The sequence below is a fragment of the uncultured Gordonia sp. genome (genome assembly GCF_937858515.1).
Classification (GTDB): Bacteria; Actinomycetota; Actinomycetes; order Mycobacteriales; family Mycobacteriaceae; genus Gordonia.
Window position 1 is genome coordinate 1 of the sequence record NZ_CALLZT010000132.1, and the last position, 15849, is coordinate 15849.

General features: G+C 68.9%; 9 protein-coding genes. 7 read left to right on the forward strand and 2 right to left on the reverse strand.

Features of this window, described 5'->3' with window-relative positions; genetic code table 11:
• The 7 genes from Q0627_RS12090 to Q0627_RS12120 all read left to right on the forward strand — a co-directional run.
• Positions 1-3393, forward strand: a 3393-nt coding sequence (locus tag Q0627_RS12090) for a tubulin-like doman-containing protein (protein ID WP_298810151.1), incomplete at its 5' end; no start/stop codon positions are given.
• Positions 3393-6092 carry a hypothetical protein gene (locus Q0627_RS12095; protein WP_298810155.1) on the forward strand — a complete coding sequence of 900 codons (2700 nt, stop codon included), beginning with the start codon at positions 3393-3395 and terminating at the stop codon, positions 6090-6092. The genes Q0627_RS12090 and Q0627_RS12095, both read left to right, overlap by 1 nt.
• 1 nt (position 6093) lies before the next feature.
• The gene (locus Q0627_RS12100; protein WP_298810158.1) at positions 6094-8463 is read left to right on the forward strand and encodes a hypothetical protein; all 2370 of its coding nucleotides are present in this window, start codon (positions 6094-6096) and stop codon (positions 8461-8463) included.
• A 7-nt stretch (positions 8464-8470) separates the two neighbouring features.
• The gene (locus tag Q0627_RS12105; protein ID WP_298810160.1) at positions 8471-11185 is read left to right on the forward strand and encodes a hypothetical protein; all 2715 of its coding nucleotides are present in this window, start codon (positions 8471-8473) and stop codon (positions 11183-11185) included.
• A complete protein-coding gene (locus Q0627_RS12110; RefSeq protein ID WP_298810162.1) occupies positions 11185-12210 on the forward strand; it encodes a hypothetical protein in 1026 nt (341 codons plus the stop codon). The genes Q0627_RS12105 and Q0627_RS12110 overlap by 1 nt, the downstream gene beginning before the upstream one ends.
• Positions 12207-13346, forward strand: a complete 1140-nt coding sequence (locus Q0627_RS12115; protein ID WP_291019223.1) for a hypothetical protein — start codon at positions 12207-12209, stop codon at positions 13344-13346. The genes Q0627_RS12110 and Q0627_RS12115 overlap by 4 nt, the downstream gene beginning before the upstream one ends.
• A 31-nt stretch (positions 13347-13377) precedes the next feature.
• Positions 13378-13902 (forward strand): TerD family protein, encoded by a 525-nt coding sequence (locus Q0627_RS12120; protein ID WP_291019221.1) that lies wholly within the window; start codon positions 13378-13380, stop codon positions 13900-13902.
• A gap of 66 nt (positions 13903-13968) precedes the next feature.
• On the opposite strand, the gene Q0627_RS12125 is transcribed toward Q0627_RS12120, so the two are convergent.
• Positions 13969-15090 (reverse strand): DUF475 domain-containing protein, encoded by a 1122-nt coding sequence (locus Q0627_RS12125; RefSeq protein ID WP_291019219.1) that lies wholly within the window; start codon positions 15088-15090, stop codon positions 13969-13971.
• 179 nt (positions 15091-15269) lie between these two features.
• A complete protein-coding gene (locus tag Q0627_RS12130; protein ID WP_291019216.1) occupies positions 15270-15845 on the reverse strand; it encodes a TerD family protein in 576 nt (191 codons plus the stop codon).
• Positions 15846-15849 lie beyond the last annotated feature (4 nt).

Genomic DNA, 15849 nt, shown 5'->3' on the forward strand with positions numbered 1-15849 from the left:
AGCGACAGCTACAAGGTTCTCGACAACGCGCTTTCGCAGCGCCTGGCCGCCGGTCAGCAACTCGACACCATCGCCACCTGGGCGCCCCGCGAACCCGACACGGTGTACACGCCGCTGTCGACGGGTGCGGGCCAGTACCGGGCGCTGGGCCGGATGATCACGCTCAGCCGCGTCGGGCAGGTGCGCGATTCGTTGCAGCGGGCGTGGGATCAGCTGTACCTGACGTCCACCGACACCGAGATGCGGTCGCTGCACATCCCGGGCGCCGGGGCCTACCGTCCCGACGATCAGCCGCTGGTACTGGTGGTGTCGTCGATGGCCGGCGGTGCGGGTGCGTCGATGGCCCTGGACATCTGCCGTGTCCTGACGCTGGTGCAGGGGGTGGATCCGCGGCTGATGGCCGTGTTCATGGTGACCCCGGACATCTTCGAGACGCTACCGCCGTCGGCGGTCACCGGCACCCGGGCCAACGCGCTGGCGATGCTCGGTGAGATCGTCGCCGCGCAGACCGGGTCGGCCCGCCGCTCCGACGTGGAGCTGCTGCGGGCGCTCGGTCACGAACACGGCGAGGGCGCCCGGATCCCGTTCGCCCGTGTGTTCCCGGTCGGCCGCTACGTGGGTGCCCAGCGCACCGTGTTCGGTGACGGCACCCCGGACGCGGTGTACCGGGGTCTGGGGCGTGGTCTGGCCGGTCTGACCCTGTCGGCGCCGGCGATGCAGCAGTTCGTCGAGTGGGACCTCACCAACGGCGTGGGCGATCAGGGTTCGCTGGAGTATCTGGGCTGGGGCAACCGGCAGTGGAACAACATCCCTTGGGGCACTTTCGGTTTCGCGAGCCTGAGTATGGGCCGCGACCGGTACGCCGAGTACGCCGCCCAGCGCCTGGCGCGCAGTAGTGCCGACCGGCTCCTGCACGGGCATTTGCGGCCGGGCAACACCGCCTCCGACGAGGAGCAGGTGGGCGCCGCCCTCGACAATCAGTGGGACAACATCTGCCGCGGACTGGGCCTGGCCGGGGCGGGCACCACGTCGGGTACCGCGCAGTGGCTCTCGAACGTGGTGCTGCCCACCCAGCAGGTCAACCAGCATGCGGCGGCCATCGTCAACCAGACGGTGCGCCCGCGGCTGGACACCTCGCCGGGCGTCAACGGCGAGCAGTGGGCCGCGCAGGTGTACCGGGTGCTGGCCGAGCAGCGCGAGACGATCAAGAGCGATGCCGCCTCGGCCGCGTATGCGATCGCCTACCACTGGCAGCAGCGGCTGGCGGCGGCGCTCGAACATGCCGTCACCCATGCGCTCGCCACGCTCGGATTACCTTATGCCACAGGTCTTGTCAAGAGGATCTCACGCATGTTGCAGGACGTGGTGATGCCCGAGACCTACAATCTGTCCGGCTATGCCCCGGCCGATGTCGTCGAGGCCACGCCCGAGGTCAAACGCACCCTCGCCTCGCTCAAGGGCACTCTGGCCACTACGGGTGCGGTGTCCGAGCAGGTCTTCGCCGGGTTGCAGGCCACGATCACCCAGGAGATCTACGCGGCGCTGTCCTATCAGATATCCACCGCCGCAGGGGCATTGGTCAACGAGGCCATCGAGCCGATGATCGCAGCGCTCAACGAATCGCAGTCGCTGCTGCGCCGGGCCGCCGCCGCTCCACGCCGCGAGTCGGGTCTGGCGCACCTGCAGACCGATGAGTACGCGGCCTGGCCGTCGGACGCCGACGAGCGCGTCTCCGAACGGTTCGCCGAGGCCGACAACGAGGTGATGCTGACCCGGTCCGCGGAGTTCAAGCAGCGCTACGAGATCGACCTGCCCAGTTCGGTGGGGTTGACGTCGGTCGACATCCAGGCGTTCGGCACCGCGGTGACGCGGGCGTCGATGCACGTGATCACCGGTTCGTGGACCACCGTCGGCGGCACGCGGTCGCCGAGCGAGACGTGTCCGGTCGTCGAACGCACGACGGCGTGGGTGTCGCGGGCGTTCCCGCGGCATCCGGAGACCGGCGAGACCCTCATCGCCGCCCCCACCGCCTACAAGGTACATACCTCGCCGGCCGAAATTCTCAGCAGAGCAAGGGAATTCATTGCCCGCACGGGCGAGTCGTTCGACCGGTTCTGCGCGGTGTCGTTGCGCGAGTACGTGACCGGCGCGGAAAGCCGGGTGCCCGAGACCGAATTGCATACCCGCAGACAGGATTTGCTGCTGCGGTTCGGGGAGGCCGTCGACCTGGCGCGTCCGCTCGCGAGCGTCAACGAGAACGCCATGCAGGCCATCCACGGGGTGTCGGAGATGGTGTACCGCTACAAGTTCTCTGCCGTGCCGTTCCATGGACTCGAACTCGGCGACCGATTGGGAACCGCACTGGCCCAACGGATCCGCGTCGACTCCAACAGCGCCGCGGCGTTCGGGAACGCACTCACCGACGAACGCAACATCAAACGCATCGATATCTTCGGCTCGTACCCCAACTATTCGCCGCTGGCCTATGAATCGGTGGTCGAACCGGCGGCACGCCAGTGGCTCGCGGCATCACCCGCCGAACGGTCGGCGTTCTGGACGTACCGGCGGGCCCGCCCGCTGGAGGCGAGCCTGCCGATGCACGAGGCGGAGCGGCGCGCGATGGTGGCCGGGTGGCTGCTGGGTCGGGTCGTCGGATTCGTCCGCACCCCCGAGCCGCCGTTCACCCAGCCGGTGCGGGTGTGGGATGCGGAGAACCGGCAGTGGCTGTCGTTCCCGCACCCCCTGCTGACCCCGCCGTCGGAGTTCCTCGCCGAATATGACTGGCTGCCTGCGGTTCTCGAATCCGTACTGCTGGCCATCGCGCAGTCGCATCAGCCGCCGGTGATGACCTCGATGGCGCCGTACCGGGCGCTGCGCCACATCTTCGACAGTGCGCAGGAGAACGCCACCACCGGACCGGATGCGCGCAGCCTGCTCGCCGGCCACCGTAACCTCGCGGACTGGCTGCGGACCGGTGACTCGGGAACCGGCCTGGCGTCGGTGGTCAAGGACACGGGGGAAAAGGCGAGCATCGACGAACGGGCGGAACGGGCCGGTACCTACCTGCGGGACTACGCGAACTTCGTCTCCGAGCACTTCATGAAGCCCGGCGACGTGAGCGCGGCGGGGCAGCCACCGGCCCGCGGCGGCGGCGTGTTCTCGGTGATCGGTGTTCGCGCCCAGGCGTCCAAGACCCCGTTCTTCCGTGATCTGGCACCCGATGTGTATTGGGCCGCAAACGAATTGATCACTCTGCTGCCGTCGGCGGCGGCCGCCGCCAAACGGCCCGTTCAGCAGGAGGGGATCGGGCCGGTGCCCACTGCGCAGGGCGACGATTGGAGCGCGCCCAAGTTCGGTTCCGGATTCGACGGTCCGCTCGGAGGGATGCTCTGATGTCGGCGTTCACCGTATTCATCGCGCCGGCCGGCCGTGCCGACGGTGTGCTGGCCGCGCTCGGTGACCTGTCGGCCGCCGGACTCATCGAGCGGTTCGGCTGGATCGCCGATCCGCCGGCCGACGTCCCGACCGACAGGCTCACGGTGGTCGAGGGCGGACTGGCCGCGGACGTGCGGCTCGACCAGTTCGTCACCACGCAGCGCACCACGATGCTGCGGGTGTGTTCGCTGGTTCCCGCCTATGCGGGTGACCGCAGGCTGTCGATCCCGGCGGAGCTGTCGGCGGTGTCGGCGCTGGCCACGGCGACGGCGGCCGGCGCGGTGGTGCGGATCCGCTGTCTGCTGACCGGGCCGCAGGGCTGCGCGACCGACATCCACGGCGCCGTCGTCGAGGGCTGGCACAACATCATCGTCTCCCCGGAGGATTCGCGCGGTCCCGACTTCGGCCGGGTGCCCACTGCCGCAGATCCGTCGCCGGCTAGCCTGGGCCGCACCGCCGCACCCGTGCTCGCCGGTCTGTGCGGCCTGTGGTCGGGGCTGTCCCACGCCCCGCTCGACGACGCCGCCGTTCTTCCGGGTCGCGTTGTGCGACTGGCCCGTTCGTACTATCGAAGGCTGGACACCACAGCCGCCGAAGCCGCGCTGCGGCATCAGGTGCTGGCGCAGGGCGGGCAGTTCCCGTTGCCCGGCGATCAACGCACCCGCGTGGTCTACGTCGACGACGTGGGGCTCGCGTCCCATTCGATGGCGAACGCGTTGTGGCGCAAGCATGGTGACGTCCTGCGCGGCCCGCGGCTTGCGTATGAGACCGAGACCGTCGAGGCGTTGAGCGGGTGGGCGGCGCTGAAGCTGTTCTTCGGTTTCCTGTGGGCGGCGATCAAGAATGCGCCGTCGTCCTGGTACAACAGGATGGTCAGCAACGCTGCGGGCCGGATGGCCGCACAGGTGCAGCAGGCCGTCTTCTCCGAGGGCAATGCCGCCTACGAGGTGGTCGTGCGGGGGCGGAGTGCCGACGGACGGCACGCGGGCTGGGCCGAGGTCGGCGCCGCCTCGGGGCATCTGAGCGACACCCTCGCCGGAGGGCAGTTCGGTGACACCACGGGCCACCACCCGGTGCACGAGGCGGCCGCGGACCTGTCGGGGGTGTGGCAGGACTACGCCCGCGCGGCGATGACGCTCGGTGACGCGGGCGAGCGGTCCAACGAGCTCCCACCGATCCGGGTGGGCGCGGCGCGCGGGATCGTGCCGGGCGCCGCGGACGCGGTGCCCGGGATCGAGGCGCGGTTCACCGAAATACCAGGTGTCATCGCCGCGGCGGTGGGTTTCGACGGCGTCGACGCCACGGACGCGCTCGGCATCATCGACCTGCGCCAGCGGCTCACCGAGTTGCAGCGCAACCCGGATCTCGGTCTGGCAGCGGGGTCGACGCTGGCCGCGCTGGGTGAGTGGCAGTACGGTCACGCCCGCAGTTTCGGCGTGCAGGCCGGTGCCGCTCTCGCGCAGGCCTTCAGCGACTGCAAGCAGGAGGTCGCGTACCTGTGGGAGAAGCTGCGCAACGCGCGGCCCGCCCCGGAGGCCCCGCCGAGTGACCTGCGACTGGCCCGCTGGGTACAGGTGACGGTCGTGGTGCTGGTGATCCTGGCCGCGGTGGTCGGCTACTTCGGCTACAAGGAGGTCATCGGCGCCTGGACGGCCGTCGGAATCGTCGCCGGTTCGGTGGTCGCGGCGCTGGTCTGCTTGGCCGTGGCATTCGTCAACGTCCAGCGCAAACTGTTCGCCCTGATCCATCAGCGTAAGTCGGTGACCAGCGAGCAACGGATCGATCAGCAGAACCTGCTGACGGCATCGGCCGATCTGCGCCGGCTCTCCCGCGCGTACGGGCAGTTCCTGTCGTGGAGCCGGGCCATCGGAGGTTTCCTCGCCGGACCACTCGGCCCCGACACCCACGCCGACCCGGAGCCGGTCCCGGTCGCGTGGGGTCTGCCGATGGCCGCGGGACTGGGCTCGGTGGTGCCCGACGACGCGGAGACGGCGACGGCCGCGGGCTATCTGCGCCGTGACCTGTTCCATCCGGGCTGGCTGACCCAGTCGTGGGACAAGATGCTCGCGGTGGCCACCCCACAGCAGTTCGGCTACGAATTCTCCTCCACCGCTTCGCCGTTGTGGACCGACCCGGGCCGCAAGACGGGTTCGGGCCTGGACCGCTGGTCGTCGGACCTGTTCGACGGCGTCATCACCTCCACCGGTGCCGAACTGGTGTGGCAGGAGTCGCTGAGTCTGCTCGGCGGGCCGATGGCGGGGCTGGCCGGGAAACTGGTGGGTAGTGTCGCGGTCGCCGGTGGCCCGCGGGTGCCGGTCGGCGACTTCCTGGCCGGGCTCGACCGGCCCGCCGCACCCGCTGGATCGTTCCCCACGACGCTGCTCACCGACACCGCGATCACCGGGTCGGGTGCGCGGGTGGCCACCGACGTCCGGCACAGCGCGCGCCTGGGATTGGGAATCATCTGCGCGGCAACCCAATTCAGTGATGCTCTGGTGCCCGATCAGATTCGCTCCGGACCGGTCGCCGCTGCTGCGGAATGGACGACCGAGGCGGGCCGCGCTCCCGATTCGGGTCCACCACCGCTGTTCAAGCCGGCCACCGGCCCGTCCGACGAGTTCCGGGCCCCGGACCTCGGAAAGGGATTCGAGTTCTGACATGACTTCCGGCAACGACGGCAACCTCGACGTCCTGATCCGGTGGTCGCGTGAGGCCGCCGACCGGGGCCTGACGGTACCGGACCCGGCGCGGTTGGTGGAGATCTCGCGTAGTCCCGCCGATTGGTGGCGGGCGGGGACGGACCCGGTGGAACTGGCCTGGCGCCCGACCGTCGACCACCTGCTTCTCCAGGTGCGTCTCGGGGTGGTCGCGGCGGCGGCCGTCGAGTTCCTGCCCGACGCACTGCGCACGCCACCGGGCGTACCACCGGCTCAGGCATTCCCGGCTGAGGTGCTGCCGTCAGAGCCGGAGCCCGAACCCCGGGTCGTCGACCGCGAGACCCTGATCTTCCAGGCGCTCATCGACTGGCGGTCCGCGCAGATCGCCGCCGGTGTCGACGGTGCGGAGGCCATCAAGGACATCACCCTGCGCAACCTGGTCAAGTACAACCAGACCGGCGAGGACGTCATCCGGGTGAAACTGCCCGGCCAGGCCAAAGGGCTGGCCGGCGAGATCGCCGCGGTGTTCGCCCGATTCGGTGAGTCGGAACCGGATACACCGACCGCACCGCGCACGTCGCCCGTGCCCGCCACGTCGCGGCCACCCGAACCCGTCCCCGCACAGACGCGTCCGGCACCGTCGGAACCGCGTACACAAGGCGGCGTGCTGAATCTGACACACGCCGACTTCTGCGACTACGACTATCCCGAGACCGACGTCGAACCCGGCCGGATCACCATCGCCCCGGACGCCGACGGGGTTGCACTGTCGTGGAATCCGTGGCCCGCGCGGGCCGGTGAGGTGGTCGTGTACCGGGTGGTGTCGGCGGACGGGTCCGGTGCCGCTCCGCCGTCGATCTACCGGCCCGAGGCCGGCGAGCTGCTGGCCGCGACGTCATCGACGTCCCTGGCCGACGGCCGGTTCCTGAGTTCGGCGGTGCGGCTGTTCGAGGTGTGGTGCCATGTCGGCGCCGACGTGGCGTCGGCATGCGCACAGCAGCCGGTGCGGTGGGCGGTCGGCCACGAGGTGAGCCCCGTCGACTCGATGACCCTCACCGAGGACGGTGGCCGGATCATCGGGCGGTGGACGGTGTTTCCGGGAACCCGTGCGGTGCAGGTGTTCCGGATTCCGCTCGACGGTTCGGGGCCGGCGGTCGGCAATCCGCGTAACCAGATCTGTGTGGGCGCACCCAACCTGACCGGCTTCGTCGATACCGGCGCCGCCCGCGGACGCCGGTTCCTGTACCGGGCCGTCGCCGAGGTCGACCTCGCCGGCACGGTCCGGCTGTCCCGGCCACGGCAGCTGGAAATCCTTGTGCCCGTGGAGCTCAAGCCCATCACCGATCTGCATGTGGAGATGGGCGAGGACCGTAGTACCTTCGGATTGCGCTGGACCACACCGGATGCGGGTCAGAATGTACGGATCTACCGGTTCCCCGCCGAGCCGACCGCCGGCCTGGGCAGTGAGGACCGGGACGAATCCGTCATCGCCGCAGAGGGATTCGTCGACGACAACCTCATCAAGGATCCGATCGTTGCGCTCGATCCGGAGCGATCGCAGATGGTCGGGGTCATCTGGCCGCCCAACTGGGAACGCGCCTACATCACGCCGGTCACGGTGTCGGGCAACCGGGTCCGGGTCGGCACCACCCGTGTGCACACCAGACCCCTTGCCGCGGTGCAAGAACCGCGGATCGTTGAGCGGTATCACACCCAGCTCGCCACCTTCGGCTGGCCGGCGGGGGCAGCGGCGGTGCAGGCGTTCGTCGGCTCGATGTCGTTGCCGCCGGAGCAGGTATGCGCGCAGCATCCGGCGGCGGAGATCACCAAGCAGGTCCACGAACGCGACGGCGCGCTCACCTTCCGGCCACGTCTGCTGCACTGGTCGGGATGCCAGGTTTGTCTTGTGCCGGTGGCCTATTCGCGTGGTGAGACAATCCGCGGGGAGATTACCTCGCTGGCATATCCGGGTCTCGAACGCCTCGATTACTGGTTCGACACGGTGGCCCCCGGATCGCGACGGTTGCGGCTGATTCTGCGGTCGCACAACGACATCGAATCACCGCCGGCGCTGGTGCTGGTGAACAATCAGCAGCGGCTGCCTCTCGAACCGCAGGACGGACAAGCGATTCTGCTCGATTCACCGACCGGTTCGGTGCCGCATTGCCGGTTCAACGGAGTCCTCAAGGAGGGCCGGGCCATCGGTACGGAGTGGACGTTCGACACCAGCGGGCTACGCGGCTATCTACGATTGTTCGCCACCGACACCCGGCGGCCCCGCGCGGTCGCGCTCTTCGACCCGCCGATGAATCACCTGTTCATCCCGGACCGGTCCCCGCAACCACACCAGACGCCCGGAATGCAGAGGTAGCCCGGTCATGGACAGCACGAAGGCACCCGTCACCACGCCGCGGCCGGCCGCGGCAGCGCGCTCTGCCGCCCAGTTGACATACACCAGTTTCGATACCGGCACGGGTCCGGGCGGGTGGCAGATCAAAGAGGTCACCGGGCACCTGTCCCAGAGCGAGCGGGAGAGCCTGGTCAAGCGAATCGTCACGGCATTCGATCTCGAGCCGCGGCTGCCGCGGTTTCCCGATCAGGACCAGATCGATTCTCGCCCCAGGAGATTGAGCTATCAGGTGATCGGCGGGGTGGGTGCCTACTGGCACACCGTCGACGCCGGTCGCGATGCCTCGGGGCGGCCCGGCAACGTGTTCGCGCACGTGGCGCTGGACCGGCGGCCGATCGCCGCGCGCGCCGACCGGCCCATCGTCCGCTGGCGTTCGCCGGACTGGCTGGTGCCTTACGGGCAGGCGCACGTGGCCGCGGCCACCCTCGCGGGTCCGGAGCTGCCGCGGCCCAACCCCGACATCAATGTGGTGTCGGCAGTGGAGTTTCTGCTCGGCCGCGACATCGACCGTCAGGGGGTGTTCCGGGTGCTGCTCGACGCTGTCGCCCAGGCGATCTCCGGCGGACCATCGGTGGTGCTGCTGACCGACGGCCGCGAGAACTCGGCCCAGTGGATTGCGGCGGTGAGTTTCTTTCTGCCGCTTCAGGTTACGCAGGGGTTCTCGTGGACCACCCACGACGGCCCCGACTACGCCGAGATCGACGTCAGCCGTGGTGTGCACCTGATCGCGATGGCCCACGGCGCCGAGCCGGAGCCCGGCCGACCGGCCGGAGCGGTCGTCATCGACGAGAGCGAGGTGCCCGACCTGGGCGACCTGGGCTCGGTGCACCGGGTGGCCCGGGGACAGGTGCCGGTCGGCGTGCTCTCGACGCTCGCCGAGGGGGTACTGGCCGACGAGGAGATCGCGATCCGGGTACTCGCCCGCTGTGAGCAGATCTCGGAGGAGTTCGCCGACGACACGCTGACGCCGTTGTGGCCGTTGGCGATCGCCGTCGAGGAGGATGCGGATCTGGCCGAGTTCCATGCCGATGCGCTCAAGGTGATCGCCGACGACGCACCCGACGGCGTGGATCGAGTGCCATGGGCGGCGCAACGCGTCGGCAAGGCCCGCATGAGCCACCCGCTGACCGCCGACCAACTCTTGACCAGGTTCGTCGAGGCGCACCGGAACAGCAGGCCGGTGGAGGCGATCGGTGCGCAGTTCCTGACCGCTGCGCTCGCCGATGCCCAGTGGATCGCCTGGGGGCCTGTGGAATCGGTGCCGGATGCGCGGGCGGTCGACCTGGCCGCGCTGCGCCCCGCGCTCGACGAACGCATCGCCGAACTGGCCGCCCGAAGCGGATCGGCCGAACCCGCCGAACAAATGATCGAGGGTCTGCGACTGGCCGAGGTCATCGACAGGGTGGGCCGGCGTGGAAGCGAATTCACCAGGGTCACCGGCGAACTCGCCGCGGCTCTGGACGCCGGCGGGCTCCGGGACTTCTTCTGGGCGCCGCCCGATCGCTGGCCCGGCAACTTCGGCGTGCACATCATCGGGCCTGACGTACGGGCGCGCTATCTGCGTCCGATACTTGCCCAGTATCCGGTCGACTATCTGCGGTCGATCCGCTTCGCCGGGTGGTCGTGGATCTTCGAGGACGCCCCCGCCGGTTCGGGTGATATTGCCGGACAGGTGATTCCGGTGCCGGCCAACCCCACCCCGGCCGACGCGTATCTGTATCCTTTCGCCGCGGTGCAGGTGCTCGCGGCCCCGGAGACCGCGCAGGCCGATCGCGCTGTCCGGCGCGAATGGGCCACGGCGGCAATAGAGTTCACTCTCTCCTCGGACCGTTACAGCGACGAGGACTGTCGCGCAGTCGTCGCCGGGATCGTCGGTCTCGAATGTCCCGATGTCGAGGATCTGCTGGATTGGTCGAGCCGGGAGCCCGCCCGGACGGGCTCGGCGTTGCTGCGTGCACCGGTGCTGACCGGGCCGGCCGATCACCGACTGTTCGAACAGGTCATCGCCGGTGATCGTGGGCACGTCCGGGAGGCCGGGATCACCGACGGGACGCTCGCCGCCGCGATGCTGCGCCGATTGTGCACCGAACCGGACAGTGTGCCCCTGACACGCGCCGAATTGCTTGCGGCGGTGGAGATCTGCGTGGCGGAGGGCATCGTTTCGGAGCGGCGCTGCGCACCCGACCTGGCCCTGGCCATCTGTACCGGATATGTGGTCGGTCAGCTCGCCGGTGAGCCCTGGGCACCGCCGTCGGGGCCGGGGACACCGTCGCTGGGGGCACTCACCCCGGATCGCCGGTACGTGTCGCCGTTCCTGCTGCACCTGATCCGCCGTGGCATCGTCGACGTGGACCTGCTGGTGGCCCAGTCGCTGCTCGGCCGCATCGACGGAAAACCGCCGGTGCGCACACTGATCGACGTTCCGGGCCTGGCGACCTGGTCGGACCGGATCATCGAGACACTGGCCGCCGATGGCTATCCGCTGCCCGCATCGGTGACCGCGCTGCGTGATGCGGTGTGGCCGGTCCTCGCGCGCGGGTACGCGGCGCGGGCCGAGCGGTTCTTCGCCGAGTATCCGGCCGCGGCCAGGGACTGGCTCAAGGAGTTTCGTGTCACCGCACGTGAGGGCAATCCCGTACGTGATGGGGGGCAGCCGCCCCGAAGCCGGAAGGAGCCACGCTGATGGCCACATTCGTACTCGACGGCAAGGCTTCCGCGGAATTGCCGCGCAGGCCGATCGCCGTAACGCTGATCGTCGCCGGATCGGTCGGCATCGGTGACGGGGGCCAGACCGGTGGCGCCCGGCTGCTGGCACAGGGCCGGGGCGGGCGGACCGTCCGGGTGGTCCAGCACACCGCCGGCCTGCTGATTCTGCCGCGCGTCGACGAGGAGACGGTGGTCTCGGCAGTGCCCGACGGCCGGGACCGGTTCGACCAGGGGACGGTCCTGCATGTGACGCTCGGCCCGGACGACCCGGCCGACATGGGTGCCGATGTCATCGCGCTGACACCCCGCGACGTGTCGGGCCTGAGTTTCATCGAGCTGGCCACGCTCGTGCCCGCCGGCGCTGCCGCGGTGAGCGTCACCACCAAACTCGCCGTGCCCGATGCCCCGCTGCCGCCGGTCGCCGCACAGGCGCGGGCGGCCTGCCGTGGGGTGCTGCATCGCGATCAGGTCGACGAGGACGATCAGGTGAGCGTCGGCTGTGTCGTCGACACCTCGGTGTCGATGGCGTCGTTGTACGCATCCGGTATGGTGGCCGCGGCCGGCGACATCGTGGCCGGTCTGGCGGCGGTCCTCTCGGGTGGGCAGCCGGTCGCCCTCACCACTCCGGGCCCCTCCGGCGCAGGGCAGAACGCTTTCGGCGGTGGCGAACTCGGTGAGCATCTCGGACGGCCGCCGGCGTCGGGATTCGGTTACTCGGTGGATGTGAACGCGGCGATCAGCCCGTTCGACAGGTCGGGGCTGACCGTGGTGGTCACTCACGGTACCGGGGTGGTCGACCTCAACAAAGGCATTGTGGCCCTGATACTTTCAGACTCCACGGTGTCGGCGCGTCCCGGTTTCGCGGGTGCGATCTGCCCGCTGCCGCCGCCCGGTGTGGACGGCCGCGAATTCCTGTCCGGGCAGCCGCAACTCGTCTCGCGGGTGGTCGCCGGACTGCTCGCCGCGTCCGGTCGGACCGGACACCTCGGAGCCGCCCGATGATCAAGTGCCCCCGCTGTTTTCACGATCTTCCCGACGACGAGTTCGCCTGGACGGACAGCGCCGACACACGCGTCGAACTCAACCCGGTCGCCTCCCGGTACGCGGCCGGCGACGTACACACCCGCACCGTGAGTACCGCCCGACGGCCGCCGGACGCCGACCACACCTGGTCGCCGGTGCCCGGGGACGTCACTCATGTCGTCGAGGTGTGCCCGCGCTGCCACTACGAACTACCGCAGCACTGGCGCTGGGGCGATGCCACCTGCATCGCGATGGCCGGGGCCCGCTACACCGGCAAGACCGTGTACATAGCCGTGCTGATCAAGCAGCTCAAGAAGTTCCTGGAGGCCGTTGACACGGAAGTCACCCCCGCCGACGCGGTGACCGAGCGAACCTACGCCGCCAACTACGAGCGGCCGCTGTTCGAGGAACGTGGGATCGCCGCCGCCACCCCGGCCGCAGCATCGGCCGCACATCAGCCGCCCCTCATCTTCAACATCGGGTTCTGGGGCGAGCGACAGCAGTTCCTCGTCATCCGGGACGTGGCCGGGGAGGATCTGGAGAACGCGGACACCGGCGGGCCGTCGTGGGAGTTCTTCGGTCAGGCGCACGCCGTGCTGTTCCTGTTCGACCCGCTGCGGGTGCGCGACATCTCCGACCAACTCCTGGATCTGGTGCCGCCCACCAACCTGATCGGCGGCGACCCCGGCGACGTGCTGCGCAAGGTGATGGCGCTGATCGGTCACGGCAACCCCAAGATCGGCCTCGTGCTGTCGAAATTCGATGCGCTGCAAGCATTGTCGAAGGTGGAACAGAGTTCGTGGGGGCGGGTGATGGCCAACCCGGGCGCCGCGTTCAACCGCGATCCCGGGCTGATTCCGGCCGAGTACAACGAGCATGACGGCGATCTGCTGCATGCCGAGGTGGTGAGTCTGCTGCAGCGACTGCATGCCGGCCCGATGCTCCGGACACTGCGCAACCCGGTCACCGGGCAGTACTACGAGAACAGATACTTCGCGGTATCGGCGCTCGGGATGCCGCCGGTGGGCGAAAAGCTGCACCGCAGTGGCATCTCACCGTTCCGGTGCCTGGACCCGATCAGATGGGTCCTGGCCTACCGCGGGGTTATCCGGTGACGCGGGGTTATCCGGTGAGGGAGACGCGCACATGGCGATAGATATGACGCGGGACCGGCGCCGCAAGCCGGGCGCAGGGCGGGACAGGGTCACCGTCACCGTCGGGGTCGACGCCGACGCCTCGCTCGGCTACGACGCCGATATGTCCGGCTACGCGCTGGACCGCGACGGCAAGGTCATCTCCAACCAGCACTTCGTCTATTTCAACAACGCAGTGACTCCCGACGGGACGGTCGGCTTCAGCAAGCAGGACTCCGAGCAGACCCTGACGATCGATCTGGCCGGCATGGACCCGCAGGTCGCGCAGGTCGCGGTCGCGGTCACGGTGTACGACGCCGCGGTCGGTTTCGGTCGGGTACCCGGTGCCCGGATCACCGTGCGGCGCGGCGGCGAGGTGCTCGCCGACTACAATCTCAACTCGGGCATGCCCAACGCCCGGTCGGTGGTCTACGGGCGTCTGGCACGCGAATCGGACACCTGGAAGTTCTGGGCCGAAGGCACCGAGTACCCCGATCTCGTCGCGACGGTCGCGAGCTTCGGCGTCACCACCTCCTGAGCAGACATGAACGTCCCGCCCGGACGAATCCGGGCGGGACGTTCATGTGTGACCGCGATGCGTGCGTCAGGCCGCGGTGAGTTCCTTGGCCTGCTCGTTGCGGCGGCGGATGATGCTCGAGACGAGCGCCGCGCCGATCAGCACCACGCCGATGAGGCCGGTGACGACCTCGGGCACGTGGGTACCGATGGAGTACAGCAGGATCAGCGCGAGCGCACCGATCGCCCAGTGTGCACCGTGTTCGAGGTACACGTACTCCGACAGGGTGCCCTGGCGGACCAGGTACACCGTCAGCGAACGCACGAACATGGCGCCGATCAGGCCCAGGCCCAGCGCGATGATGATCGGATCGGCGGTGATGGCGAACGCGCCGATGACACCGTCGAACGAGAACGACGCGTCGAGCACCTCAAGGTAGAGGAACAGGAAGAAGCCGGCCTTGCCTGTGGCCTTGGCCAGGTCGCTCGGGCCGCTGCGAGCGGGCTTCGCGTCTTCGGTGGCCTCGTCCTCGTCGTCCTCTTCGAACTGATCGGTGTGGAACAGTTCGCCGAGTCCGTTGACCACGACGTAGGTGATCAGGCCGAGCGCGCCGGCGACCATGACGGTGGCGCGCTTGTCGTCGGGGGCGATCCATTCGGCGGTGACCACCAGCAGGCCGATCGCCAGCACGATCTCAAGCTGGTCGAGTTTGCCGATCTTCTCCAGCGGACGTTCGATCCAGGTGAGCCAGGTGAGTTCTTTCTCCTCCAGGATGAAGCCGAGGAACAGCATCAGCAGGAACATGCCGCCGAACGCCGCGATCTGCGGATGCGCGTCGGTGATGATCGTTTCGTAGCTCGGTGAGCCGTCGGCGAAGTGCGCGGCGTCGTTGGCCGGCGGGTTGAGTGCCAGGTCGAGGGCTTTGGCCGGATCGAGGCCGGCAGTGAGCCACACGATGGCGAGCGGGAAGACCAGACGCATACCGAACACGGCGATGAGCACACCGACCGTGAGGAAGATTTTCTGCCAGAACTCGCTCATCCGGCGCAGCACGGTGGCGTTGATGACCGCGTTGTCGAAGGACAGGCTGACCTCGAGAATGCCGAGGATCAGGGTGAGGAGCAGGGCCTCCGGTCCGCCATACAGGAACGCGACGATCAGCGAGACGATCGTGATGGCGAAGGAGAGGCCGAATATTCGTAGAACCACGAGAGTTCGCGGGGCCTTTCATGCGGGCAACAGGAAGTGCGCGGTGAACGCGCGGGGATGGAGCGGTTGTCCGCAACGCTGCGGAGGGAGTGACCGGCGAGCGCTCCCGTGCCCAGACCCGGCACTGAATGAGTGCCGGACCCGGGCACGGGAAGTCTCGCCGGCCGGGAGGTGCGGTGTCAGACGTTGACGCCGAAGTCCTGGGCGATACCGCGCAGGCCGGAGGCGTAGCCCTGGCCGATGGCCCGGAACTTCCAGTCGGCGCCGTTGCGGTACAGCTCGCCGAAGACCATCGCGGTCTCGGTGGAGGCGTCCTCGCTCAGGTCGTAGCGGGCGATCTCCTGGCCGTTGGCCTGGTTGAGAACGCGGATGTAGGCGTTGCGGACCTGCCCGAACGACTGCGAGCGGGCCTCGGCGTCGTAGATCGACACGGGGAAGACGATCGAGTCGATGGTCGGGGGGGTGCCCGCGAGGTCGACGTTGATGACCTCGTCGTCACCGTCGCCGCTGCCGGTCAGGTTGTCGCCGAGGTGCTCGATCGAGCCTTCCGGCGAACGCAGGTTGTTGAAGAACACGAAGTGATTATCGGACAGCACCTTCTTGTCCGGGCCGAGCGCGATGGCGCTGGCGTCGAGGTCGAAGTCGGTGCCGGTGGTGGTCCGGATGTCCCAGCCGAGGCCGATCGAGACCGCGGTGAGGCCGGGGGCCTCCTTGGTCAGCGAGACATTTCCGCCCTTGCTCAGGCTCACGCCCATTGTG